The organism is Bacillus sp. AFS073361, from assembly GCF_002567005.1.
GTDB lineage: Bacteria > Bacillota > Bacilli > Bacillales > Cytobacillaceae > Neobacillus.
The window spans coordinates 268435-288925 of sequence record NZ_NUZU01000037.1 but is presented as its reverse complement, the minus strand read 5'-3'; the positions used below and the strand labels follow the sequence as shown (position 1 = coordinate 288925).

Here is a 20491-nt window from a genome sequence, read left to right as displayed (position 1 = left end):
CCCTAGAAAATTTCCAATACTCTGCTGCAAAAAGAAGAAGACTCCATTTGAGCCTTCTTCTTTAGATGTGGCTATGCTGTTTGATTGCCTCCTTAACCAAATAAACACGTTCTGGGCGCCCGACCGTTCCGTAGGCTAAATCTGCCTCAATTTTTTCCTCTGACATGAGATGCTCAAGATACCTTCTAGCGGTCGTTCTACTTACACCTATTTCTTTAGCAACTATCTCGGCCGTTAAGCCATCAGCAACCTTAGATAGAACCTCGAGTACCTTTTCCAGCGTCAGTGGATCAATTCCCTTAGGCAGATAAGGTTTATCTTTTTTGGATCCCTCTATTTCTTTTCGCAGCAGCTTGTCCACCTGTTGCTGTGTTACATGGAGATTTTCATTCTTCAATTCTGCTAGCTTTGTAGAATATTCTTGATACCTCAGCAACGATTGTTTAAACCTCTCAAACACTACAGGTTTAATAATATAATCAAAAACACCAATACTAATTGCCTCTTGCACTTTATGAATTTCTTTTGTGGCAGTGATCATGATCACGTCCATTTGCTTCCTTTGCTGCTTTGTTTCTTTAAGCAAATCAATTCCATTCATATCCGGAAAATAGACATCTAACAAAAGTAAGTCTGGCTGTAATAAATCAATATACGTCTTTGCCTCTAAATAGCTTGCCGCAATTCCTACTGTTTGGAATCCTTGAATCTGTTCGATAAACCGTTTTTGAATTTCTGCAATCCGTAAATCATCCTCAACTATTAACACTTCTATATTGGGTTTCAGATTCATTTAAACACCCCCTGTGTTTTGGAATCACAACTGTGAAAATCGTCCCTTCGCCTTCATGCGAGGAAAAGGTTATATATCCCCCTAAACCTGCAATTGCTTCTTTTACAAGGATTAACCCGATTCCGGAATTGCTTTGACGATTTTTTGTAGAAAAGCCATTTTGGAAAATTTTTTCACCAATGCTGTTGTTTATGCCTTTCCCGTTATCTTCAATTTCGATAATCAGATCTTTTCCTAAGTCGGTAAGAAACAGAGAAACTCTTTTTTCTACCTTCCCATTTTCTCTTACAGCATCAAAAGCATTATTAACAAGGTTACCGATAATCGTCACCAAGGTATCCCGGCTGATTTCTTCAGGTAAATCTCTAAAACTGCTGTCACGTTCGATTGTAAGAAGAATCTTCAATTCACTGGCTAAACTAACCTTTCCTAAAATAAATCCAGCTATAATTGGATCGGGAATTTCCTTCATTAAGAAACTAATAAATCCTTGCGCAACATCCACTTCTCTTGAAATGAAATCAATCGCTTCCTTATAGGAACCAAGCTGGATCAAACCTAGCAGTGTATAGAGCCGGTTGGAATACTCATGTGTCTGAGCCCGCAGGCCTTCGGCATATGCTCTAACATGAGACAATTCCTGAATCAAATTAGATAACTCTGACTTGTTTCTGAAGCTGGCAACAGCTCCAATTACCTCGTCTTTTTTATTAAAAATAGGGATACGATTCACCAAAAATATCTCACCCCAAATCGTAAATTCCCGATCATACTCTGCCAACCCTGTCCGAACTACTTCATATAGATGAGTATTTTCAATAATATCATCAATCTTCTTTCCACGGAGGAGAACGTTTAATGGAACATTGAGAATTTTATGTGCAGTTTCATTGACGACGGTTATTCGTCCATTCGTATCGATGGCGATAATTCCCTCATGGATGGATTCTAATATGGCATGTTTTTCCTGGTACATCCAGGCGATTTCTTTCGGTTCAAGTCCAAAAATAGCTCTTTTTATATTTAACGAGATTAATAATGCGGCTAGTAATCCTCCTAGTAAAATAATCATGGTGGTGATAAAAATTTTCCTTCGTATCTTTCCTACTTCTTTTTCAATATCTGTTTGAAGATAACCTACTGAAACAACACCAATTACTTTGCCCTCACTAAAAATAGGCGCTTTCCCTCTTAGAGAAGGACCGAGAGTTCCGATTGAATCAGAGATAACCGATTCTCCTTTAAAGACTCGCTGATTATCTCCACCCACCATTTTTTTCCCTAAACGGTTAGGATCGGGATGAGAATAGCGAATTTCCTGGCGATTACCGATAACAATAAATTCCGCACCAACCTGTTTGCGAATTTTTTCGGCGATTGGTTGAATAATGACAGAAGGGTTTTTATTAGAAAAAGCTTTTTGTATCTCAGGCATATTTGAAATGGACTGAGCCACAGATAAGGCCTTCGTTCCTTTTTCATGCTTAAGATTGGATTCCATAATATTTTTAAAGGTTAGTTCGAAAATCCCGCCGATGAAGATAATTACTATAAAAATGCCTAGCATTAATTTCGTATGTAATCGCATACATGCACCTCTACTTCTATCATATAGAAAAAAACTCCTTAAAAAAAGGAGTTTTTTGAAATAATCAGAACTTTTTGAATGTCATCCTTCTTCATTTATGACCACATTTTTTCCTCTCATCTTCATTAATACCGGAATCACCAACCAAAGAAGCGTCATAATTAAGAATCCTAATGAAATCGGACGAGTGAAAAATGGTCCAAAATCTCCATTGAAAATCGTTAAAGCCCGACGCAGATTATTCTCAACCATTGGCCCTAAAACAAGTCCTAACACTAATGGGGCAATCGGGTAATCATGTTTATTTAAGAAATAGCCAATGACACCGCAGCCTAATAATAGTAACAGGTCATAAACTGAGACTTGTACTGCATAAACGCCGAAAATAGAGATTGCAATAATAAGAGGAATTAAATACCGCTTTGGGGTCTGAATAATTTTTGCAAAAACCTTTACGAGCGGCAGGTTAAGTATGAGCAACATGATATTTCCAATAAACATACTAGCAATCAACCCCCACGCAACTTGGGGATGATCTTCAAATAATAACGGACCTGGCTGAACATTATACATCATCAGTGCCCCCATCAGGATGGCGGTTGTACCCGAGCCTGGAATTCCTAAGGTTAATAATGGAATCATTGCTCCGCCTGAGGCCGCATTGTTTGCCGATTCCGGCGCTGCCACACCAGCAATGGCACCCGTTCCAAATTTAGATGGGTCTTTAGCTATCTTCTTTTCTAAAATGTACGAAAAAAAAGATGCTAGAGTCGCGCCCGCTCCGGGTAAAATCCCGATAAAGAAACCTAAGATGGAACCTCTAGCGATTGGTGCGGCCGATTCTTTCAACTCTTCTTTAGAAGGGATTAAATTATTAATCTTTGCCATTTGTGTATCTTCTTCTTCTTTTTCTAAGATCGTTTTGAATACCTCTCCTAGGGCAAACAAGCCTACCGCAATCGTTAAGAATTCAATGCCTTGATATAACCAAGGGATATTAAAGGTAAACCGACCAATCCCTGAAACATTGTCAATTCCGATTGTAGCAAGCAGCAGCCCACTTACCGTCATAATCAATGCTTTCGTAACGGACTTACCTGCCAACCCACTAACAGCCCCAAGGCCTAATAGCATAAGCGAGAAATATTCAGCGGGTCCGAATTTAAGGGCTAGATTTGACAATGGTTTCGCCAAAACAATTAGGGCAATTAATGTCACGATTCCCGCCACAAACGACCCAATCGCGGCAATTGACAAGGCACTCCCTGCCCTTCCTTTCTTAGCCATTTGGTAACCATCTAATGTGGTCACTACGGACGATGACTCTCCAGGAGTATTTAATAGAATAGAAGTAGTCGATCCTCCATACATAGCCCCGTAGTATACACCAGCAAGGAGAATAATAGCGCTCGTAGCCGCTTGCTCAGGAGGAAGACCTCCTGTAATGGAAGCAGTAACAGGAATAAGTAAGGCAACACCGCTCATTGGGCCAATCCCCGGTAACACCCCGACAGCTGTCCCAATTAATACCCCAACAAAAGCAAAAATCAAATTATACCAAATAAGTGCAGAACCAAATCCGTGCAACAAATAATCCAGAGTATTCATTCTATCTCCTCCTTTCATCCTAAATAATATGGTGCCTGACACCATTATCTAATCAATTAAACCAAATTGGCCACCCTGGAAGTGTTCCTTTTAGGACTTCGACAAATATGAAATAAACAAAGGCAGAGAAACCTCCAGAAATGAATAGTGAGGTAAGCCATTTTCCTCGTTCCATTGTTTGAAAGCAGACAAAAAGAAATAGGAAGGTTGTGATCACGTAGCCCACGGATTCTAGCGTCAAAATATAAACGAGAGTGGCAATAAAAATGATGATAAAAGGCTTGTACTGCAATTTTTCTTTTTCCTTCTCCTGCTTTTTTCCACTAAAGGTTTCATAAAATAAGCGAATACTTAAGATCACTAACATTCCCCCGAGAAATAATGGAAAGATATCCGGACCCACTACACTCCCATATGAGGAGCTGGCAATATTCCTGCTTCCGATAATAAATAAGGTTCCTACAGTTAGAAACAATATAGCAGCTATACGATCAAATTTAATGTCCATTTAAATCCCTCCAATCCGTTTACATTAAAATATGAAAGGGAAGGAGAAAGTCCATCCTTCCCTCTTTAATTACTTCTGCATTCCTAATGCTTCTAATAATTGTTGAACTTGTGTTTCTTGGTCTTCTAAGAACTTTTTAAAATCTGCACCGTTTTTATATTCTAATTCCCAGCCTTGTGTCTCAACTTCCTTCTTCCATTCAGGTGATTGGACTAATTTATCGATTGTTTTTTCCCAATATGATTTTGCTTCCGCTGACATTTTTTCAGGTCCAAAAACTCCACGCCAAATTGTAAATTCTGCATCAACACCTTGTTCCTTCGCAGTTGGAACATCTTTAAAATCACCAGCTAAACGTTCAGATGAAGTAATTGCAAGCACGCGAACTTTACCAGCTTTAAGGAATTCTTTCACACTAGAGGCATCTGTTCCAATGACATCTGCGTTTCCTCCAAGTAATGCTGTAATGGCTTCTCCACCGCCATCATAGGAAACATATTTAATTTTAGTTGGGTCCACCCCGTATTTATAGGCTGGTAGAATCGAAACTAAATGGTCCATTGAGCCCGGTGCGGAACCTCCTGCAAATGTTAACTTTGCAGGATCCTTTTTAACCTCTTCCAAAACTGACTTTAGATCTTTAAATTTGGAATCAGTTTTGACAACAATCGCGCCATAGTCTTTCGTTAACTGTGCTAATGGAGTGGTATTTATATAACCGTACGGGCTGTTTCCTTCTTTCTTTAAATTGTTGATAATAATTGGCGGTGAATTGACAAACAACATATCGTTATTTTCTGCCTGCTGGGTGGCATATTCTGCCATAAATACGGCTCCACCACCGCCAGGCTTGTTCTCAACAGTTAATGGTTGTTTTACTAGCTTTGTTTCGCTTAGCACTTTTGTGAACGATCGAGCGGTTAAATCCCAGCCTCCACCTGCTCCAGAAGGTGCGACAACACTAATCGCTTTAGTTGGATAACCAGTTCCTGCCTCTTTTTTCCCTGAGCTCGCAGTTTCTTTACTGCTGCAAGCCCCCAAACTTAGTGCCAAAGCTCCTGCACACATAACTGCTGAAATTCTTTTCATCGAAAACATTTCATTTCCCCCTTTGTAAACGTTTTCTTAATTTTACAAAAATTTTTAAGATTTCATAGATTATTCATTTAAACGGCATTAAAAACTTAATTACCATTTTGTTCATAAAGTTCATGGTGTAAATATTGAATGATCAACACGTGAAAAACTCCTGCAATTACGGTGCAGGAGTACTGTTTTTTTATGAATAGAATACTTTTTTTATAAAGTCTCCTATTTCACCTAAAGCCTTCTTCGCCTCTGGTAATCGATCACCACTAATCTGCCAAACATGCCACATTTTGTCCCATATTTTAAAGGTGACCTTTACGCCTGTCTGCCGTGCTTTTTTTGCCAGCAGCTCCGCGTCACTTTGCAAAATTTCATGATTCCCTGCTTGGATAAATAAGGGCGGGAAACCAGTAAGGTCTGCAAAGACAGGTGAAATAAGCGGATGATCGAGGGGAGTCTTATGCCCTGAATACATTAGCGCGGCATCTTTAACACCTTGAATCGTTAGATAAGGATCCACCACTTTATTTTTCCGATAACTTTCCCCGCTGCTGGTTAAGTCGACCCATGGTGATAAACAAACTATTGCCCGTGGCAGCGGCTCATTCTGATCTCTTAAGACTAAGGTGGCTGCTACACTTAAGCCCCCGCCTGCTGAATCACCTGCAAAAATAATATTGGCTGGATCATACCCTTGACGCAAGAGCCAGCGGTACACAATGACGGCATCTTCAATGGCAGCAGGAAAAGGATGTTCCGGTGCGAGACGATATTCTGGAAAAAGAACCTTCATACCAGCTGCCTTCCCGATACTAGCTGCAAGTGGTCGATGGGTATTAGCTGAGCAAAATGCATATCCTCCGCCATGTAAATAAAGGATTACTTTTTCTTCCGAACTGTTTTCGGAGGAAATCCATTCAGCGTACAATCCTTCAATTTCCAATTTCTGAACCTTACAGTCTTTCGGCAGTTTAGCTAGCTTTCTAGCAACCGTGTCCAGCATTTGCCTTTTTTCCTGCATTCCCCTTTCTGAAATACCCTTCCTTAACGCTCGTTCGACCGAAAGTTTAATTCCTTTCTCAATCAAAAAACTTCGAAAACTTGCCATCTCCCAACCTCCTTTAAACCCAAATTTTGCTAATATCATTATACTAGAAAAACCTTCCAATAAAATAGTAAGGATTTTATTGTTTTTCGAAAATTTTGTAAAAATTCGTACGAATTCTTCCATTTCCTCCTGCCTGTAGTACAATGGAAGTATCTGTTAGACTTTTTCGGAGGTTTTTCATTTTATGAATCGATTGACCGACCATTTAATTATCATTTCATTTGATTGCCTTTCAGCTTTAGATTTTCCACTATTAACCGAACTCCCACACTTTCATTCCATTTTAAAAAATGGTGCCTTGGTCAAAAATGTCAAATCAATTTACCCATCGGTCACCTATCCTTGTCACTCAACAATTGTGACGGGTAATTATCCAAATCGGCATGGGGTCATTAGTAATACCCTTTTACAGCCTGGAAGACTTTCTCCCGATTGGAATTGGTACAGGGATTGTATACAAGGGACCACGTTGTATGATGAGGCGAAGAAAGCCAATCTGAAGACGGCTGCCCTATTGTGGCCCGTTACGGCGAAAGCAAATATTGACTACAATATGCCAGAAATTTTTGCGAACCGCCCTTGGCATAACCAAATTCTTGTTTCGCTGATGAGCGGCAGTCCCCGTTTTCAATGGGACCTTAATCGAAAATACGGACATATCCGTAAAGGGCTAAATCAACCGGAATTGGATGACTTTGTCCTAGAGTCAACTGTCGATACGATTAAAACTAAGAAACCAAATCTATTAATGGTTCACTTTACCGATTTAGATACACAGCGTCATTATCATGGGTTCTCATCCAAGGAAGCTCTGGCGGCAATCGAACGTCATAATTCCAGGCTTGGCAGGATTATCAGTGCCTTAAAAGAAAGTAGCATTTATGAGAATTCTACGGTGGTGGCATTAGGTGACCATAGTGCCTTAGATGAAAATAAAGCGATAAACCTCAATGTTTTATTCCATGAGCAAGGTTTGATCACCTCGAACGGAAAAGGGAAAATAATTAATTGGAAGGCGTATTGTAAAAGTTGTGATGGCTCTGCATATATTTACATTAAAGACATTCACGATACTGCAACATTAAGTGAAGTAAAACGATTAGTAGATTCCTTGGTTCAGAATCCAGAAAACGGTATTGAATCCGCTTTAACCGGTGCACAAGCTTCAGAAAAAGGAGCAGATGGAGCTTGTGCGTTTATGCTTGAAGCACAAAGAGGATATTTCTTTTTAGAAGACTACGAGGGGGAATTTATCAAAACCATTACGAAGGAGGATGTCAGCAAGGATCATAAGTACACATTAGCATGTCACGGCTATTCACCAGAAAAAGAAGAATATGGAACTATTTTTATGGCAGCTGGAAAAGGAATTCAAGCAGGCACCCTGCCTTCAATCCGTCTCATTGATGAAGGCCCCACATTTGCCCGTCTTCTTGGATTAGATTTAGGCCAGACAGATGGAAGGGTTATCGAAGAGCTTTTGAAATTTTAAAAGGGGGAAAATCTATGAGCCGGATGTCAAAGCAAGAAAAGAGCTGGGTTTTATATGATTGGGCAAACTCTGCTTATTCCATCCTCATAACCACAGCCATATTTCCATTGTATTTTAAAGCAGCGGCGAAAGAGGCAGGACTTGCAGCTTCGACTTCCACAGCTTATTGGGGCTATGCTAATTCATTTGCTACCCTCCTTATTTCGCTTTGTGCCCCAATATTGGGAAGTATAGCCGATTTCAAAGGATTAAAAAAACGCCTGTTTACCTTTTTCTTTACATTAGGAATTGTTTTTACCCTGCTGCTCGCAGTGGTCCCAAGTAATCAATGGCTTTTTTTATTAATTTGCTATATGGTAACCGTTATTGGGTTTGGGGGGACAAATATATTCTATGATGCCTTTCTAGTCGATGTAACGACTGAGGATCGGATGAATCAAGTATCCTCACGAGGCTATGCGATGGGTTATATCGGCAGCACCATCCCTTTTATCATTAGTATTGCACTTATTATATTATCCCAGCAAAGTTTCATCCCCCTATCTGTGACTGTCGCAAGTCAAGCGGCCTTTGCGATTACTGCCTTATGGTGGGGATTGTTCACGATACCAATGCTTAAAAATGTTCAGCAGGTTTATTATAAAGAACCAGTGCCAAACCCGATTTCCAATGGCTTTAAACAATTGTTTGACACCTTCAAAAAAATCAAATTGTACAGACCATTGTTTCTGTTCTTAGTAGCTTATTTCTTTTATATTGATGGTGTAAATACAATTATTACCATGTCGACAGCCTATGGTTCTGACCTAGGCATTACATCTACTAACCTCTTAATAATATTATTTGCGACACAAGTAGTGGCTGCACCATTTGCCATTTTATATGGAAAACTTGCCGATAAATTCAAAGGCAAAACAATGCTGCTCGTGGGAATCTTTGTTTATATTGTCATATGTACGTATGCCTATTTCTTAAAGACCACATTAGATTTTTGGATCTTAGCGATGCTCGTGGCATCTTCACAAGGGGGGATCCAGGCCCTAAGCCGTTCCTATTTTGCCAAACTCGTTCCAAAGGAAAATGCCAATGAGTTCTTTGGTTTTTATAGTATTTTTTATAAATTTGCAGCGATATTAGGGCCATTCCTGGTTGGATTCACGGCTCAGATTACTGGAAATACAAACAGCGGTGTGTTTAGCTTAATTCTTCTCTTCATTATCGGAGGCACCATTCTACTGCGCGTGCCGGAATCAACAACCATCACAAAATCGAATTCACTTTCTCAATAAAAATGACTAAGACCTCAATTTTGAGGTCTATTTTTTTTAAAAGTTGATTTCTGCGATTCGCTGATTAAACTCAAAAATTCGCCAATTGAACCCGATAATTGCTGGGAATAAAAAAAGAACATACCAAAGGCACATTCTTCGTCGAAAAAATTATTTTTTCATTAATTTTTGAATAGTAATTAAAACCTCATCCAAGACTTCCAAATCACCTTCCTGTATTCTTTCAACAACACAGCTCTTTAGATGTCCTTCAAGCAGGATTTTGGCAACACTATTTAAGGCGGACTGAGTGGCCGATATCTGGTTAATGACATCATCACAATATGTATCTTTTTCAATTAAGCCTTTAATGCCGCGAATTTGACCTTCAATACGGTTTAATCTTGTGACAAGATTATTTTTCACTTTATCGGAATGATGACTTTTACGATCACTTTCATCAAGTGAGCAGCATGGATCATCAATAAGCTCATTTATCTTTCCGACTTCATTTGACATTGCTCCGCCTCCTTTTTGGGATGATTATATCATACACCATTTATTTTAATTTCACATATGAATGATATATAAAAAAATGTGTTGCAATCCACAGAAATATTTTTTAACTTTTCTGATTATTTATTCTAGCTTTATTTCCTTATCTTCATATATAATATTTTCATAACTATTTTGAAGGGTGTTGGTTAATTTGGCAAACAAAGCTGATGTAAAAAAAATCTCTGTTAACTCAACAATTTCATTAAAAGGAATTGTCAAAGCCATTTTCAACGATACCGTTCATGTGCAGATTGGCGGTAAAATTATCACACTTCCAGCATCTGAATTGCTGATTGAAAAGCCAGTCCAATAGTTCATTTATCTTGTAAATCCAAGCAATAGCAGTAAATTAGTATTTTACTAAAGAAAAGCCCTTCACATCTTTTGTGAAGGGCTGTTAAATAAGCAAAAAATATTTCCAATCATTTATGATCTATTCCTCATTGGAAACACGCAATTGCTCTAATACATCTGGTGGAAATACCATCCGGCAAATAACTTTTGAAATCTCTTGAAAATCTGTACTTTTCCCACCAAGGATTTCGGTTCCGTGACTATTCTCCACTAAAACTAATATTGCCCAAGCGACAGCTTCTAAATCCAAATCCTTCCACGTTAATCCATTTTCATCGGCTTGCTTTAAACCGAACAGAATTTTTGAATAAATTTTCTTTCGTGCTTCACCTAAAAATTCAGCCAGTCCTGGGTCTTTCAACACCAATTCAGGCAGTACACGCTGCAGACCTAACTCACTAAGTCGTTTGTTATGAGCTTCTAATACTGATGCTAACAATGATTGCGGATCCCTTGAAACCCAGCTCGGTTCAGGTGGGAGAAGTTTGTCAATTTTATCTTCTAATAACGACATTAATAGCTGGCGTTTATCAGAGAAATACCGATAAAAGGTTCCGGTCGCCACCCCGGCATGGGCTGCAATTTCCTTAGCCGTCGTTTGCTCGTACCCACAAGAAATAAATAGATGCAAACCACTTTCGAGCAATGCATTCCTTTTTTGCTGCGCCCGCTCCTGCTTTGGGAGAAAAGGGAATTCACCAATTAATAGGTCATCATTGTCCGGCATTTTATCACCTCATTTATATCATACCACTTTTTTAAAATTTGAACCACAGTTCATGTTTTCGTTGACATACCCTTCTCTCCATGCGATACTTGAACTACGGTTCATGTTAAACTGCTATTAATGTATAAACACCCCTTTACAAAATAGTTGGATCGTAACATGACCGATTTTTTATAAAATAATCCCTTATCTATGCAGGAATTTATTATATTTTTCCGAATAATTTAATGTAATATTAATTGTGCTTCTAACTTTTCGAAAGGCGTTGATATTGTGGCAAACCAATCTGAATCCAAAAAAATCTCTGTTAATTCAACCATCTCCTTAAAAGGAATTGTAAAAGCCATTTTCAACGATACGATTCATGTTCAAATTGGTGGTAAGGTTATTACATTGCCTGCCTCTGAATTCGCAATCGATAAAACTATAAAGTAATTTGTACAGTAAGGAAGCCCACCACGGTTGTGATGGGCTTTTCTCATGGAGTACTTAATTTCTGGTAACAAACACAGGACTCGATATGGTCATTCACCATTCCAGTCGCTTGCATAAATGCATAACAGATAGTCGAGCCAACAAACTTAAACCCGCGCTTCTTTAAATCCTTACTTAATTTATCACTTATTTCCGTGACTGCAGGAACATCTTTCATTTCTTTAAAGTGATTTTGAATTGTTTTACCACCAACAAAGGACCATATGTACTTACTAAATGAGCCAAATTCGTCGACGACCTTCAAAAACGCATGTGCATTGGTAATAACAGCATTGATTTTGAGTTTATTTCTGACAATCCCTTCATTTTGAATCAACTCTTCGATTTTCTTTTCATCAAACTGAATAATTTTTTCAGCTTCAAAGTTATCAAAGGACTGTCGATAGTTCTCTCGCTTCTTTAAGATCGTATACCAGCTAAGACCTGCCTGTGCCCCTTCAAGATTTAAGTATTCAAATAACAGCCGGTCATCATAGACCGGAACTCCCCATTCATGATCATGATAGTCAATATATAATGGATCCTGATTTACCCAACCACAGCGATTCATTATCAAGATTCCTCCCATACTCCCTTGATTGTTTCTTTAGTATTACATATTTTTTCAAATAGAAAAACCTCCCTCAGCAAAAAGGAGGCTAAAACATATGAAATTTACTTCTAAAAATATCAAAAATGGACATAAATATTCACCTTTAGCATGTTGGTTTTTCTCTATTTTATTTACCAATCTCATAATTAGATTCAATTATTAAAAGTTTTTATCCTATTTTTATAGTAAGATAAGAGTATATATAGTAAAGAAAGGACTCAGCTAAGAATGAATTATAAAATGATTGTTTTAGATCTCGATGATACGTTACTACAGGACGACCATACAATTTCCCCACGGACAAAGAAGGCGTTAATGGATGCCCAGGAAGTGGGAGTTAAGGTCGTATTAGCATCAGGGCGACCAACCTATGCCATGTATGGTATTGCTGAAGAATTGAATTTAAAGAAGTACGGAAGTTTTATTCTTTCTTTTAATGGGGCAAAAATAACAAACTGTCTAACCGGTGAAGAGCTTTTTAGCAGCACATTGTCCCCAGAAACAGTACATCATCTCTACGAATTAAGTCGTCGTGAGAATGTTTGGATGCATACCTATGTCGGCGACACCATTGTAACCGAAGCTGGGAATCAATATACCGATATTGAGAGTGAAATTACTGGTTTAGAAATCTTTGAGGTTGACAGCTTAGTAGATTCTGTGAAAGAACCTGTTGTTAAGGTGTTAATGCTTGAAGATGAAATGGAGCTTGCCAAAGTGGAGAAAAAACTTCAACAGGAATTAGCTGGTCAACTAAGTGTAATGCGTTCAAAACCTTTCTTTTTGGAATTCACCGAAGCAGGTGTAACAAAAGGTACGAGTCTCAACCACTTGATTGGACAACTTGGAATTAAACGCGAAGAAGTTATTGCTATAGGAGACAGCTACAATGATTTAGCAATGATAGAGTTTGCAGGACTAGGTGTAGCCATGGGCAATGCACCAGCCGATATTAAGGAAAAAGCTAATTATGTGACCGACACCAATATGAACGATGGTGTGGCAAAGGTCGTTGAAAAGTTTGTGTTGAAATCAGTACAGCTAGTGTAAATCAATATTCATACATCAAACGCATGAGGTTTATAACAAAACCACATGCGTTTTTTTGTAAACAATACACCAATTGCCTCTGACCTAGCCCAATCATGTCCCCTCTTATGAATATTAAGCATAAAATATCACATTCAAAAACATAAAAGGCGGAGAGAGGTATGGGATTATTCATCAACAAAAATCATCATCCGGAGGTCTACAAAAATAAAGGACAACTGCAAACAAAAAATCAGATGATTTCAAGACAGGATTTTCTGTCAGAACTCGTACAGGAACAGCAAAAAGCGAATACAGCACTTAAAAAAGCGTTATCTGAAATTGGCTTACAAACACAGTTACAAGAAGAAACACAATTCACTCAATGGAACCATATTGAATCACAGCTGAATGATTTACGTAATCGTTTGGAACGAAGCGAGGCTATGAATCATCAACTTGTCAAACAAATGAATGAACAATTGGAAATACAAAAAGAGGTTTCAGAAAAAATGACGAAACAAGAGGAGTTTCAAGGGGGAGTTTTACTGCGCCTGGACAACCAAGAAGCACTTATGGACAAAATCTCCCGGCAAATCAATCATATTCGTTCGATTTTGTTTGAACGAACGAATTATTTAGCCGCGAAAATAGACGATGGCTATAAAATTACCTCTTCCTATGTGTACAAATTAATGACAGGAACAGAGCAGCCATTAACATTTTTGTTGATGAATCAAAAGAAAGAAGAAAATCACACACAAACAGACTGAATCCACTTAACTTTACAATTAACCATGTTCCAAAATAAAACACCTCCAGTAGTCAAATCACATCGACATTGGAGGTGTTTATATTGATTTTTAATTAAGCCACACGCTCATTCGTGTTATTAGAGGTTGCAGATTTTGTTACGAAACTAACAGCAAATGTAACTACTAAATTGATAATTAATGCGATAACACCCACATTTAGATCCTTAACAAATTGCGGTAGTGCAGGGAAAAGAGTCCCAACAGTTGAAGCACTAATTGTAATGTAGGCAACCGTAAAGACCCCTACTGCGATACCTGCGAAAGCACCTGCTTTTGTAACTACGTTGTTTTTCGCTAAGCTGAAAACCAATGCTGGGAACAATTGTGTAACAAGACTGTAACCCATTAATAACAAGGTTACTAAAGTGTCCCCGCCCTTAAATGTAAAGTATAAAGCGATAATTGCAACAACTGGTACTAAGTTCTTAGCTAATTTAGAAACTTGAAGGTCTGTCGCTTTTGGTACAAAGACCTTATAGACGTTTTTCGCTAATAGAGTAGATGCGGACATCATAATCATCGAACCTGGAACAATTGCTGTTAATAGACCAGCTGCACCGATTAACCCAACTACCCAAGGATCAAACGTCTGCATTGAAAGTTTTAATAAGGCAAGGTCACCGTCTGCCCCTTCTAACCCTTTCACCTGTAGGATGGCAGCAAAACCAACGAAGAATACAAATAATAACACTAACTGATATAACGGCATGATAATCGCATTCTTACGGAAAACCTTTGAACTTTGTGCAGAATAAATGGAACCGAAAGTGTGCGGCCACATATAGAAACCAAGTGCCGTTAATAATACAGTTGATATGAACCAGGAAACACTTAAACCAGTTTCAGGCATTGCAAGGAATCCTGGTTTTGCAGCTTCAATTGCTTCGAACATTGGTTGGAATCCGCCATAGTAATGAATTGGCAGATAAATCCCTAAGAATAAAACAATCCCCAAAATCATGATATCCTTAATAACGGCTGTCCATGCAGAACCATGGATTCCTGAGATCATTACGTAAACCGTTACAGCAATAACACCAATCCAAATCGCTGCAGTGGATGAGATCGAACCACCTGAAGCTTCAGCAACGATAATCCCTAAACCTTTTAATTGAAGGACAAGATATGGAATAAGCGCGACTACGCCAACTAGCGAGACAAAAACACCAAGTAACGGGCTTTTGTATTTACTAACAAAAAAATCAGATTGAGACATTAAATTGTTATCTTTTGCATATTTCCAAATTGCTGGAAGCAACCAATAGGACATAATATAAGCTAAACAGCCGTATCCTAGAATATAATAAGTTGGGCCTCCTTTACCATAAGCCCAGCCGCTTCCGCCTAAGAAAGTAAACGTAGTGTAAATTTCCCCTGCCATTAACAAGAAGACAAAGATGGTGCCGAAGCCGCGGCCCCCAACAGACCATTGTTCAAGACTCATATCCTTCCCTTTTTGAGCTTGAACTCCGAGGAAGATGGATAACGCTAAAAATCCGAAAATGATAATTAATGCCGTATTCATTAGATCTCCTCCTCCTTATTTGCTGGGTCCATTTTAAACACAAGCGCCATAATTCCTGAAGTAATAACTACCCAAAGAACAATGTAAAAGAGAACAAAAGGCATTCCGAACACGTAGGGAGTGACCTTATTAACGAAAGGAACTCCGCCAAGTAATCCAATAAATGGTATGATTGCAAGAAGTTGATGTAATTTCATAGATAAACCCCCAATATTAGTTTATATTGATGCCTTCTTTCTATTTATATAGGCGGACCTTCGTGGAACCTTTTTTTTATATAAATTCCACGAAGGAACTAAATTGCGTATTTTTTAAGCTAAAAATTTAAAGGTCGCATGCAGGAACGTTTTTACTCCAATTTCTAGTGCGTCTTCATCGATTGTAAAACGTTCGTGGTGATGTGGATAAGTAATACCTTTCTCCTCATTACCTGCTCCAACATAAAAGTAACAGCCTGGAGCTTTTTCCATAAATGCAGAGAAATCTTCTCCACCCATATTTGGCCTCATCATATCAAGCGCCTCTTCACCAAATACTTCTCGTACGGTTTCTTCAATGACTGCAGTCACTTCGTTATCATTGATGACAGGGCGATAGCCAAACTCATATTTGAATTCGTAAGATGCTTCATGTGCTTCAGTAATACCCTTGACCACGCGTTCCATTTTAGCTGGAATCGATTCGCGAAGTGTTGAATCAAAGCTTCGTACAGTACCCCAAAGTTTTACAGAGCCGGGAATAACATTATGAGTTGTTCCTGCAAGAAATTGGGTTACTGAAATAACTAAACTATCTAGTGGATCCGTATTCCTTGAGACTATATGCTGAAGGTTCGTCACTACTTGCGCTGCGACAGCAATGGAATCAATTGTTTGATGTGGAAGTGCGGCATGCCCGCCTTTACCATTCACTGTAATCCAGAACGTATCGGGTGAAGCCATCATCGGACCGTACACAACTCCAACTTTGCCTTTTTCAATTGGTGACCATAAATGTGTCCCAATTACTAGGTCCACTCCGTCCATGACTCCTGCTTGAACCATTTCTTCCGCTCCACCTGGGAATAACTCTTCCGCATGCTGGAACAAGAAACGAACTTCACCTTTAATATGATCCTTTAATCCTGAAAGAATTTTTGCGGTACCAAGCAGCATCGCGGTATGACCGTCATGGCCGCATGCATGCATTACACCTGGAGTTTGGGAAGCAAATTCAAAAGTGTTCTCCTCTTGAATTGGCAGGGCGTCCATATCCGCACGAATTGCAAGTGTTTTACCTGGTTCAGCACCGATTAAGCGAGCCACCACACTTGTTTTAGTCGGGCGGGAAATCTCCAAGTTTCCAAACGATTGTAAAGTATCATAGATGAATTGCGAGGTTTTTTCCTCTTGGAATGATAATTCAGGATTTTGATGTAAATGCCTTCTCCAGGCAATGACTTGTTCTTTTGTTTCTTCTGCTAGTTGATTAAGATTGACTGTTGTAGTGATACTCATGCTCGACATCTCCTATTAGTTTGTTGTTATATTCACTTTTTGGACCGCTAGACTTAGAACTGTATGATATAGAATATTTGCTCCGTCTCTGCAGTCTTCTTTTGAACTCCATTCTGCTGGGTCATGACTAATTCCATTCTTGGAACGGATGAAGATCATCCCCATTGGACATAGGTCCATTAATTGCATCCCGTCATGACCTGCGCCGCTTGGAAGATAATTACTTTCTAAGCCTAATGTATCAAAGGCGTCTTTTGCTGCATTCTTTACGATATCAGAACATGGAGCCGGTGCAACCCGCTGTAGATCTTCAATCGTTAACTTAACACCTTGATTCTCACAAATTTGCTCGGCCTGTACTCTAATCTTTGCCTCTACCTCATCGCGAACGACTTCACTAATATCACGAAGATCTAAAGAGAATTCAACCCGACCTGGAATAATGTTGATTCCACCTGGCTGCACCTGAACTTGTCCAACAGTGCCAACGGTGGTTCCAGTCTTTGCCGCTTCTTCCTCAATCACGAGCATAATTCTTGCTGCAGTTGTCAATGCATCATGTCTGATCGACATCGGTGTGGCTCCTGCATGACCAACTTCCCCTTCTAAAATAAACTTAAGCCATAATGGACCAGCTAATCCTGAAACAATCCCGGCTGAGAGATTTTGTCCTTCAAGTACTTTCCCTTGTTCAATGTGAAGTTCGACATACGCCTTCACTTCTTCAGGCTTGCGGGCTGCTTTACCGATCGCTTCCGGCTCGAGACCATTTGCGACGAATGCATCAGCAATTGAGATCCCCTGTTTATCTTTATTAAGTAATTCTTCTTGTGTAAGTGTCCCAGCGATCCCCCTGCTGCCAATCATTCCAAAACTGAATCTTGCCCCTTCTTCATCGGTAAAAGCAATGACTTCAATTGGATGTTCTGTCTCAATTCCTTGCTCATTCATGACTTGAAGGGCTTCAACAGCCGATAGAACACCAAGCGGTCCATCAAAATTCCCGCCATTAAATACTGAATCGATATGTGAACCTGTTAATACCACTGGCGCGTCAGGGTTTACCCCTTCCTTCCTGCCTATTAGGTTTCCAACTTCATCCTCACGTACTTGCAAACCAGCTTCTCGCATAAATGCAGCTACAAGATCTTTAGCTGCTCGTTCTTCTGGAGTGAAAGACAAACGAGTGACACCATCAGATTCAGTTTTTCCAATTTCACTGAGAAGTTGCAAACGACCCCATAATCTCTCTTCGTTAATCACTGCTTCCATCCTTTCTGCCACATTTCTACTTGTTTAATGCTTTAATAGAATGGCGTATATTATTAATGTATTTATAATTATAGAACTTATCAGAATATTTGTTATGTTATTTTTCACAAAATTCTTAACAAACAATTTGTGTAAAAACACAAATAAATAACAAATACCATCCTAACTCCTTATAATTCCTAACAAAAACCACACATTTTATTATAGAGTTTGTTACAATAAACAAAAGATATTAAATTTTTCATATTATTCTAAGATCATTAAATTGTGAGGTGCATGATGAAAAAAACACTTAGCCATCGTCAGTTGCAATCATTAATCCATGTTTCCAATGTGTTAAATTCATCACTAGATATTGATACGATTATTGATTCCATTATGGTTCAAACAGTGTCAGTTATCGATGCAGCGCACGGGGGGGTTCTATTCCTATATGACCCTGGTCAAGATCTGCTCATTCCAAAGTCAGACAGCAACTTTACATCTGAAATTACAAGGGTAAGGTTGAAACCAGGTGAATCGATGACAGGCTTAGCTTTTTCCGCGCAAAAATGCTTAATATTTCACAACCGGACAGAAGTTGAAAAGGCAACTGCCACATTATCGGAGAGGAATCATGCACTCATGGATCAATCGATTCCCACGCTGCCTTATTCAACCATTTGTGCTCCAATCTTATCAAAAGGAGCATGTATTGGTGTGATTACGCTTGACTCCTTTGATTCGTCGCTTCACTTTATTCCAGAAGATATACACCTTCTAACAGCGATTGCCCATCAAGCAGCTGTAGCCCTTGAGAAAGCAAACCTTTATAGTGAGCAAGAAAAAGCCGTAAGACAGTTGGAAGATTTAAATAATACGATTTCAAAACAAAACGAGATGTTATCCCGCTCCGTTGATATCCATAATCGATTAGCTGCACTCGTATTGCATGGCGAAGGTCTCGATTCAATAATCACCTATCTGCACGATACATCCGGGAACACGGTCTTATTATTTGATGACCTTGGTGAGTTGATCTCTTCCGCTTTTAAAAGCAAACTGACCGACGATGAATTATTTGTCATTCGAGATTTAGCACAGGACTCGATTCGAACACCTGGTAACGTCCGTTCATTGCTTGAAACAAACATGGATGAGGAAAGGCATTGTATTACCATTCTTCCCATTGGAGCAAAGCCGACTCTTTTTGGTTCACTTATTATCGTTTCCCCTGAAAAGATGCGTGATGTAGAAATTGCTGCCTTAGAGCATGCTTGTACGGTCATCTCACTTGAATTAGTAAAGGAGCAAGCTATTTTTGAGGCACAGGAAACAATCAATGGAGAACTCATTGATGTTCTATTTTCCGGTAAAATGGATGGCAACATCCTTCAAAAAGTAAAACAGCTGGATTTCGACCCATTAGGGGATTATTTAGCTGTGATGATTCGACTTGATGAAATGGACAATACTCCTAAAAAGAACAGTATCATCCGCCATCTTGTCCAAATGGCCAACCGGGTATTTTTAAAAAATCCGTTAAAAGGAATGGCCGTACGGAATCACGATCAAATTGTTGTTTTGCTAACTTTTCAACAAAAAGCTCCATCCGCCTATACACATCAACGCGTGAAGGAACTTGTTTCAAAATTTCAGCAAGAAATCCAGATAAAAAATTGGGGAACAACGGTTTCTATCGGGATCGGCAGAATCCATTCCAGTTTATTAAAGGTTACGAAATCCATGCAGGAAGCAGCGAAATGCTTACAATTCCTCCAAAGCTTCGGAGGAAGAAATCAGGTCATCAGTTATAAGGAACTTGGGGTTCAACGACTTCTCCTCCAAAATACTGAGGAGGAACTCATCGATTTTATTATCGAAGTGCTAGGACCGCTATTTGAATACGATCAATCTAGAAAAGGAGAACTCCTCCCTTCGTTATTCGCCTATCTTGAACACAATCAAAATGCGAAGGAAGCAGCAGAATCCATCCATGTTCATACTAACACTCTGATGTATCGCTTAAAACGGATTGAAGAGATTCTTTCTACTGATTTATCTGATAGTCAACAATTTTTAAATATTCATCTCGCCGTCAGTCTCTATCCTTTTTTAAAAGATAAGCTGACACAACAGATTTAATATTGATATCAAATAACTAGGCGCCCCTATTTTTTTAGGGGCGCCTTTCA

20 protein-coding genes are annotated in these 20491 nt (G+C 39.0%); 7 read left to right on the top strand and 13 right to left on the bottom strand.

The window, feature by feature from the left end:
• Positions 1–61: 61 nt before the first annotated feature.
• The 6 genes from COJ96_RS18990 to COJ96_RS18965 all read right to left on the bottom strand — a co-directional run bounded on the left by COJ96_RS18990 (position 62) and on the right by COJ96_RS18965 (position 6694).
• The gene (locus COJ96_RS18990; RefSeq protein ID WP_098575365.1) at positions 62–793 is read right to left on the bottom strand and encodes a response regulator; all 732 of its coding nucleotides are present in this window, start codon (positions 791–793) and stop codon (positions 62–64) included.
• Entirely contained in the window at positions 756–2381 is a 1626-nt protein-coding gene (locus COJ96_RS18985) for an ATP-binding protein (RefSeq protein WP_098575364.1), read from the bottom strand. The genes COJ96_RS18990 and COJ96_RS18985 overlap by 38 nt, the downstream gene beginning before the upstream one ends.
• Positions 2382–2462: 81 nt before the next feature.
• Positions 2463–3989 (bottom strand): tripartite tricarboxylate transporter permease, encoded by a 1527-nt coding sequence (locus COJ96_RS18980; RefSeq protein ID WP_098575363.1) that lies wholly within the window; start codon positions 3987–3989, stop codon positions 2463–2465.
• Positions 3990–4041: 52 nt separating this feature from the next.
• On the bottom strand, positions 4042–4497 hold the full coding sequence (locus COJ96_RS18975) for a tripartite tricarboxylate transporter TctB family protein (RefSeq protein WP_098575362.1): 456 nt from the start codon (positions 4495–4497) through the stop codon (positions 4042–4044).
• 69 nt (positions 4498–4566) lie between these two features.
• Complete coding sequence (locus tag COJ96_RS18970) at positions 4567–5595, bottom strand: Bug family tripartite tricarboxylate transporter substrate binding protein (protein WP_098575361.1); 1029 nt, start codon at positions 5593–5595, stop codon at positions 4567–4569.
• Positions 5596–5776: 181 nt separating this feature from the next.
• The gene (locus COJ96_RS18965; RefSeq protein ID WP_180230180.1) at positions 5777–6694 is read right to left on the bottom strand and encodes an alpha/beta hydrolase; all 918 of its coding nucleotides are present in this window, start codon (positions 6692–6694) and stop codon (positions 5777–5779) included.
• A 184-nt stretch (positions 6695–6878) separates the two neighbouring features.
• Between COJ96_RS18965 and COJ96_RS18960 the strand changes: the two genes are divergently transcribed.
• Both COJ96_RS18960 and COJ96_RS18955 read left to right on the top strand, forming a co-directional pair.
• Positions 6879–8186 carry an alkaline phosphatase family protein gene (locus COJ96_RS18960; RefSeq protein WP_098575359.1) on the top strand — a complete coding sequence of 436 codons (1308 nt, stop codon included), beginning with the start codon at positions 6879–6881 and terminating at the stop codon, positions 8184–8186.
• 14 nt (positions 8187–8200) lie between these two features.
• Positions 8201–9475: an MFS transporter gene (locus tag COJ96_RS18955; protein WP_098575358.1), complete on the top strand. Its 1275-nt coding sequence runs from the start codon at positions 8201–8203 to the stop codon at positions 9473–9475.
• Between the two features lie 150 nt (positions 9476–9625).
• On the opposite strand, the gene COJ96_RS18950 is transcribed toward COJ96_RS18955, so the two are convergent.
• Positions 9626–9973, bottom strand: a complete 348-nt coding sequence (locus tag COJ96_RS18950; protein ID WP_098575357.1) for a metal-sensitive transcriptional regulator — start codon at positions 9971–9973, stop codon at positions 9626–9628.
• A 190-nt stretch (positions 9974–10163) separates the two neighbouring features.
• Here COJ96_RS18950 and COJ96_RS28790 point away from each other — a divergent pair, with 190 nt between their 5' ends.
• Entirely contained in the window at positions 10164–10325 is a 162-nt protein-coding gene (locus COJ96_RS28790) for a hypothetical protein (protein WP_180230179.1), read from the top strand.
• Between the two features lie 120 nt (positions 10326–10445).
• Here the strand turns inward: COJ96_RS28790 and COJ96_RS18945 are convergent, their stop codons facing one another.
• The gene (locus tag COJ96_RS18945; protein ID WP_098575356.1) at positions 10446–11093 is read right to left on the bottom strand and encodes a TetR/AcrR family transcriptional regulator; all 648 of its coding nucleotides are present in this window, start codon (positions 11091–11093) and stop codon (positions 10446–10448) included.
• Between the two features lie 273 nt (positions 11094–11366).
• Here COJ96_RS18945 and COJ96_RS28785 point away from each other — a divergent pair, with 273 nt between their 5' ends.
• A complete protein-coding gene (locus COJ96_RS28785; protein WP_180230178.1) occupies positions 11367–11528 on the top strand; it encodes a hypothetical protein in 162 nt (53 codons plus the stop codon).
• Between the two features lie 43 nt (positions 11529–11571).
• Here COJ96_RS28785 and COJ96_RS18940 read toward each other — a convergent pair whose 3' ends face one another.
• Positions 11572–12138, bottom strand: coding sequence for a DNA-3-methyladenine glycosylase I (locus tag COJ96_RS18940; protein WP_098575355.1), 567 nt, complete (start codon positions 12136–12138; stop codon positions 11572–11574).
• A gap of 270 nt (positions 12139–12408) precedes the next feature.
• On the opposite strand from COJ96_RS18940, the gene COJ96_RS18935 reads away from it, so the two are divergent.
• Both COJ96_RS18935 and COJ96_RS18930 read left to right on the top strand, forming a co-directional pair.
• Entirely contained in the window at positions 12409–13230 is an 822-nt protein-coding gene (locus COJ96_RS18935) for a Cof-type HAD-IIB family hydrolase (RefSeq protein WP_098575354.1), read from the top strand.
• 161 nt (positions 13231–13391) lie between these two features.
• Positions 13392–13982, top strand: a complete 591-nt coding sequence (locus tag COJ96_RS18930; protein ID WP_098575353.1) for a hypothetical protein — start codon at positions 13392–13394, stop codon at positions 13980–13982.
• A gap of 94 nt (positions 13983–14076) precedes the next feature.
• On the opposite strand, the gene COJ96_RS18925 is transcribed toward COJ96_RS18930, so the two are convergent.
• From COJ96_RS18925 to COJ96_RS18910, 4 genes are all read right to left on the bottom strand, one after another.
• Entirely contained in the window at positions 14077–15549 is a 1473-nt protein-coding gene (locus COJ96_RS18925) for a sodium:solute symporter family protein (protein WP_098575352.1), read from the bottom strand.
• Positions 15549–15746 (bottom strand): DUF3311 domain-containing protein, encoded by a 198-nt coding sequence (locus tag COJ96_RS18920; RefSeq protein WP_098575351.1) that lies wholly within the window; start codon positions 15744–15746, stop codon positions 15549–15551. The genes COJ96_RS18925 and COJ96_RS18920 overlap by 1 nt, the downstream gene beginning before the upstream one ends.
• Before the next feature lie 114 nt (positions 15747–15860).
• Positions 15861–17045: a M20 family metallopeptidase gene (locus COJ96_RS18915; protein ID WP_098575350.1), complete on the bottom strand. Its 1185-nt coding sequence runs from the start codon at positions 17043–17045 to the stop codon at positions 15861–15863.
• A 15-nt stretch (positions 17046–17060) separates the two neighbouring features.
• On the bottom strand, positions 17061–18308 hold the full coding sequence (locus tag COJ96_RS18910) for a Zn-dependent hydrolase (RefSeq protein ID WP_098575510.1): 1248 nt from the start codon (positions 18306–18308) through the stop codon (positions 17061–17063).
• A 288-nt stretch (positions 18309–18596) separates the two neighbouring features.
• Here COJ96_RS18910 and COJ96_RS18905 point away from each other — a divergent pair, with 288 nt between their 5' ends.
• Entirely contained in the window at positions 18597–20441 is a 1845-nt protein-coding gene (locus COJ96_RS18905) for a helix-turn-helix domain-containing protein (RefSeq protein ID WP_180230177.1), read from the top strand.
• Positions 20442–20491 lie beyond the last annotated feature (50 nt).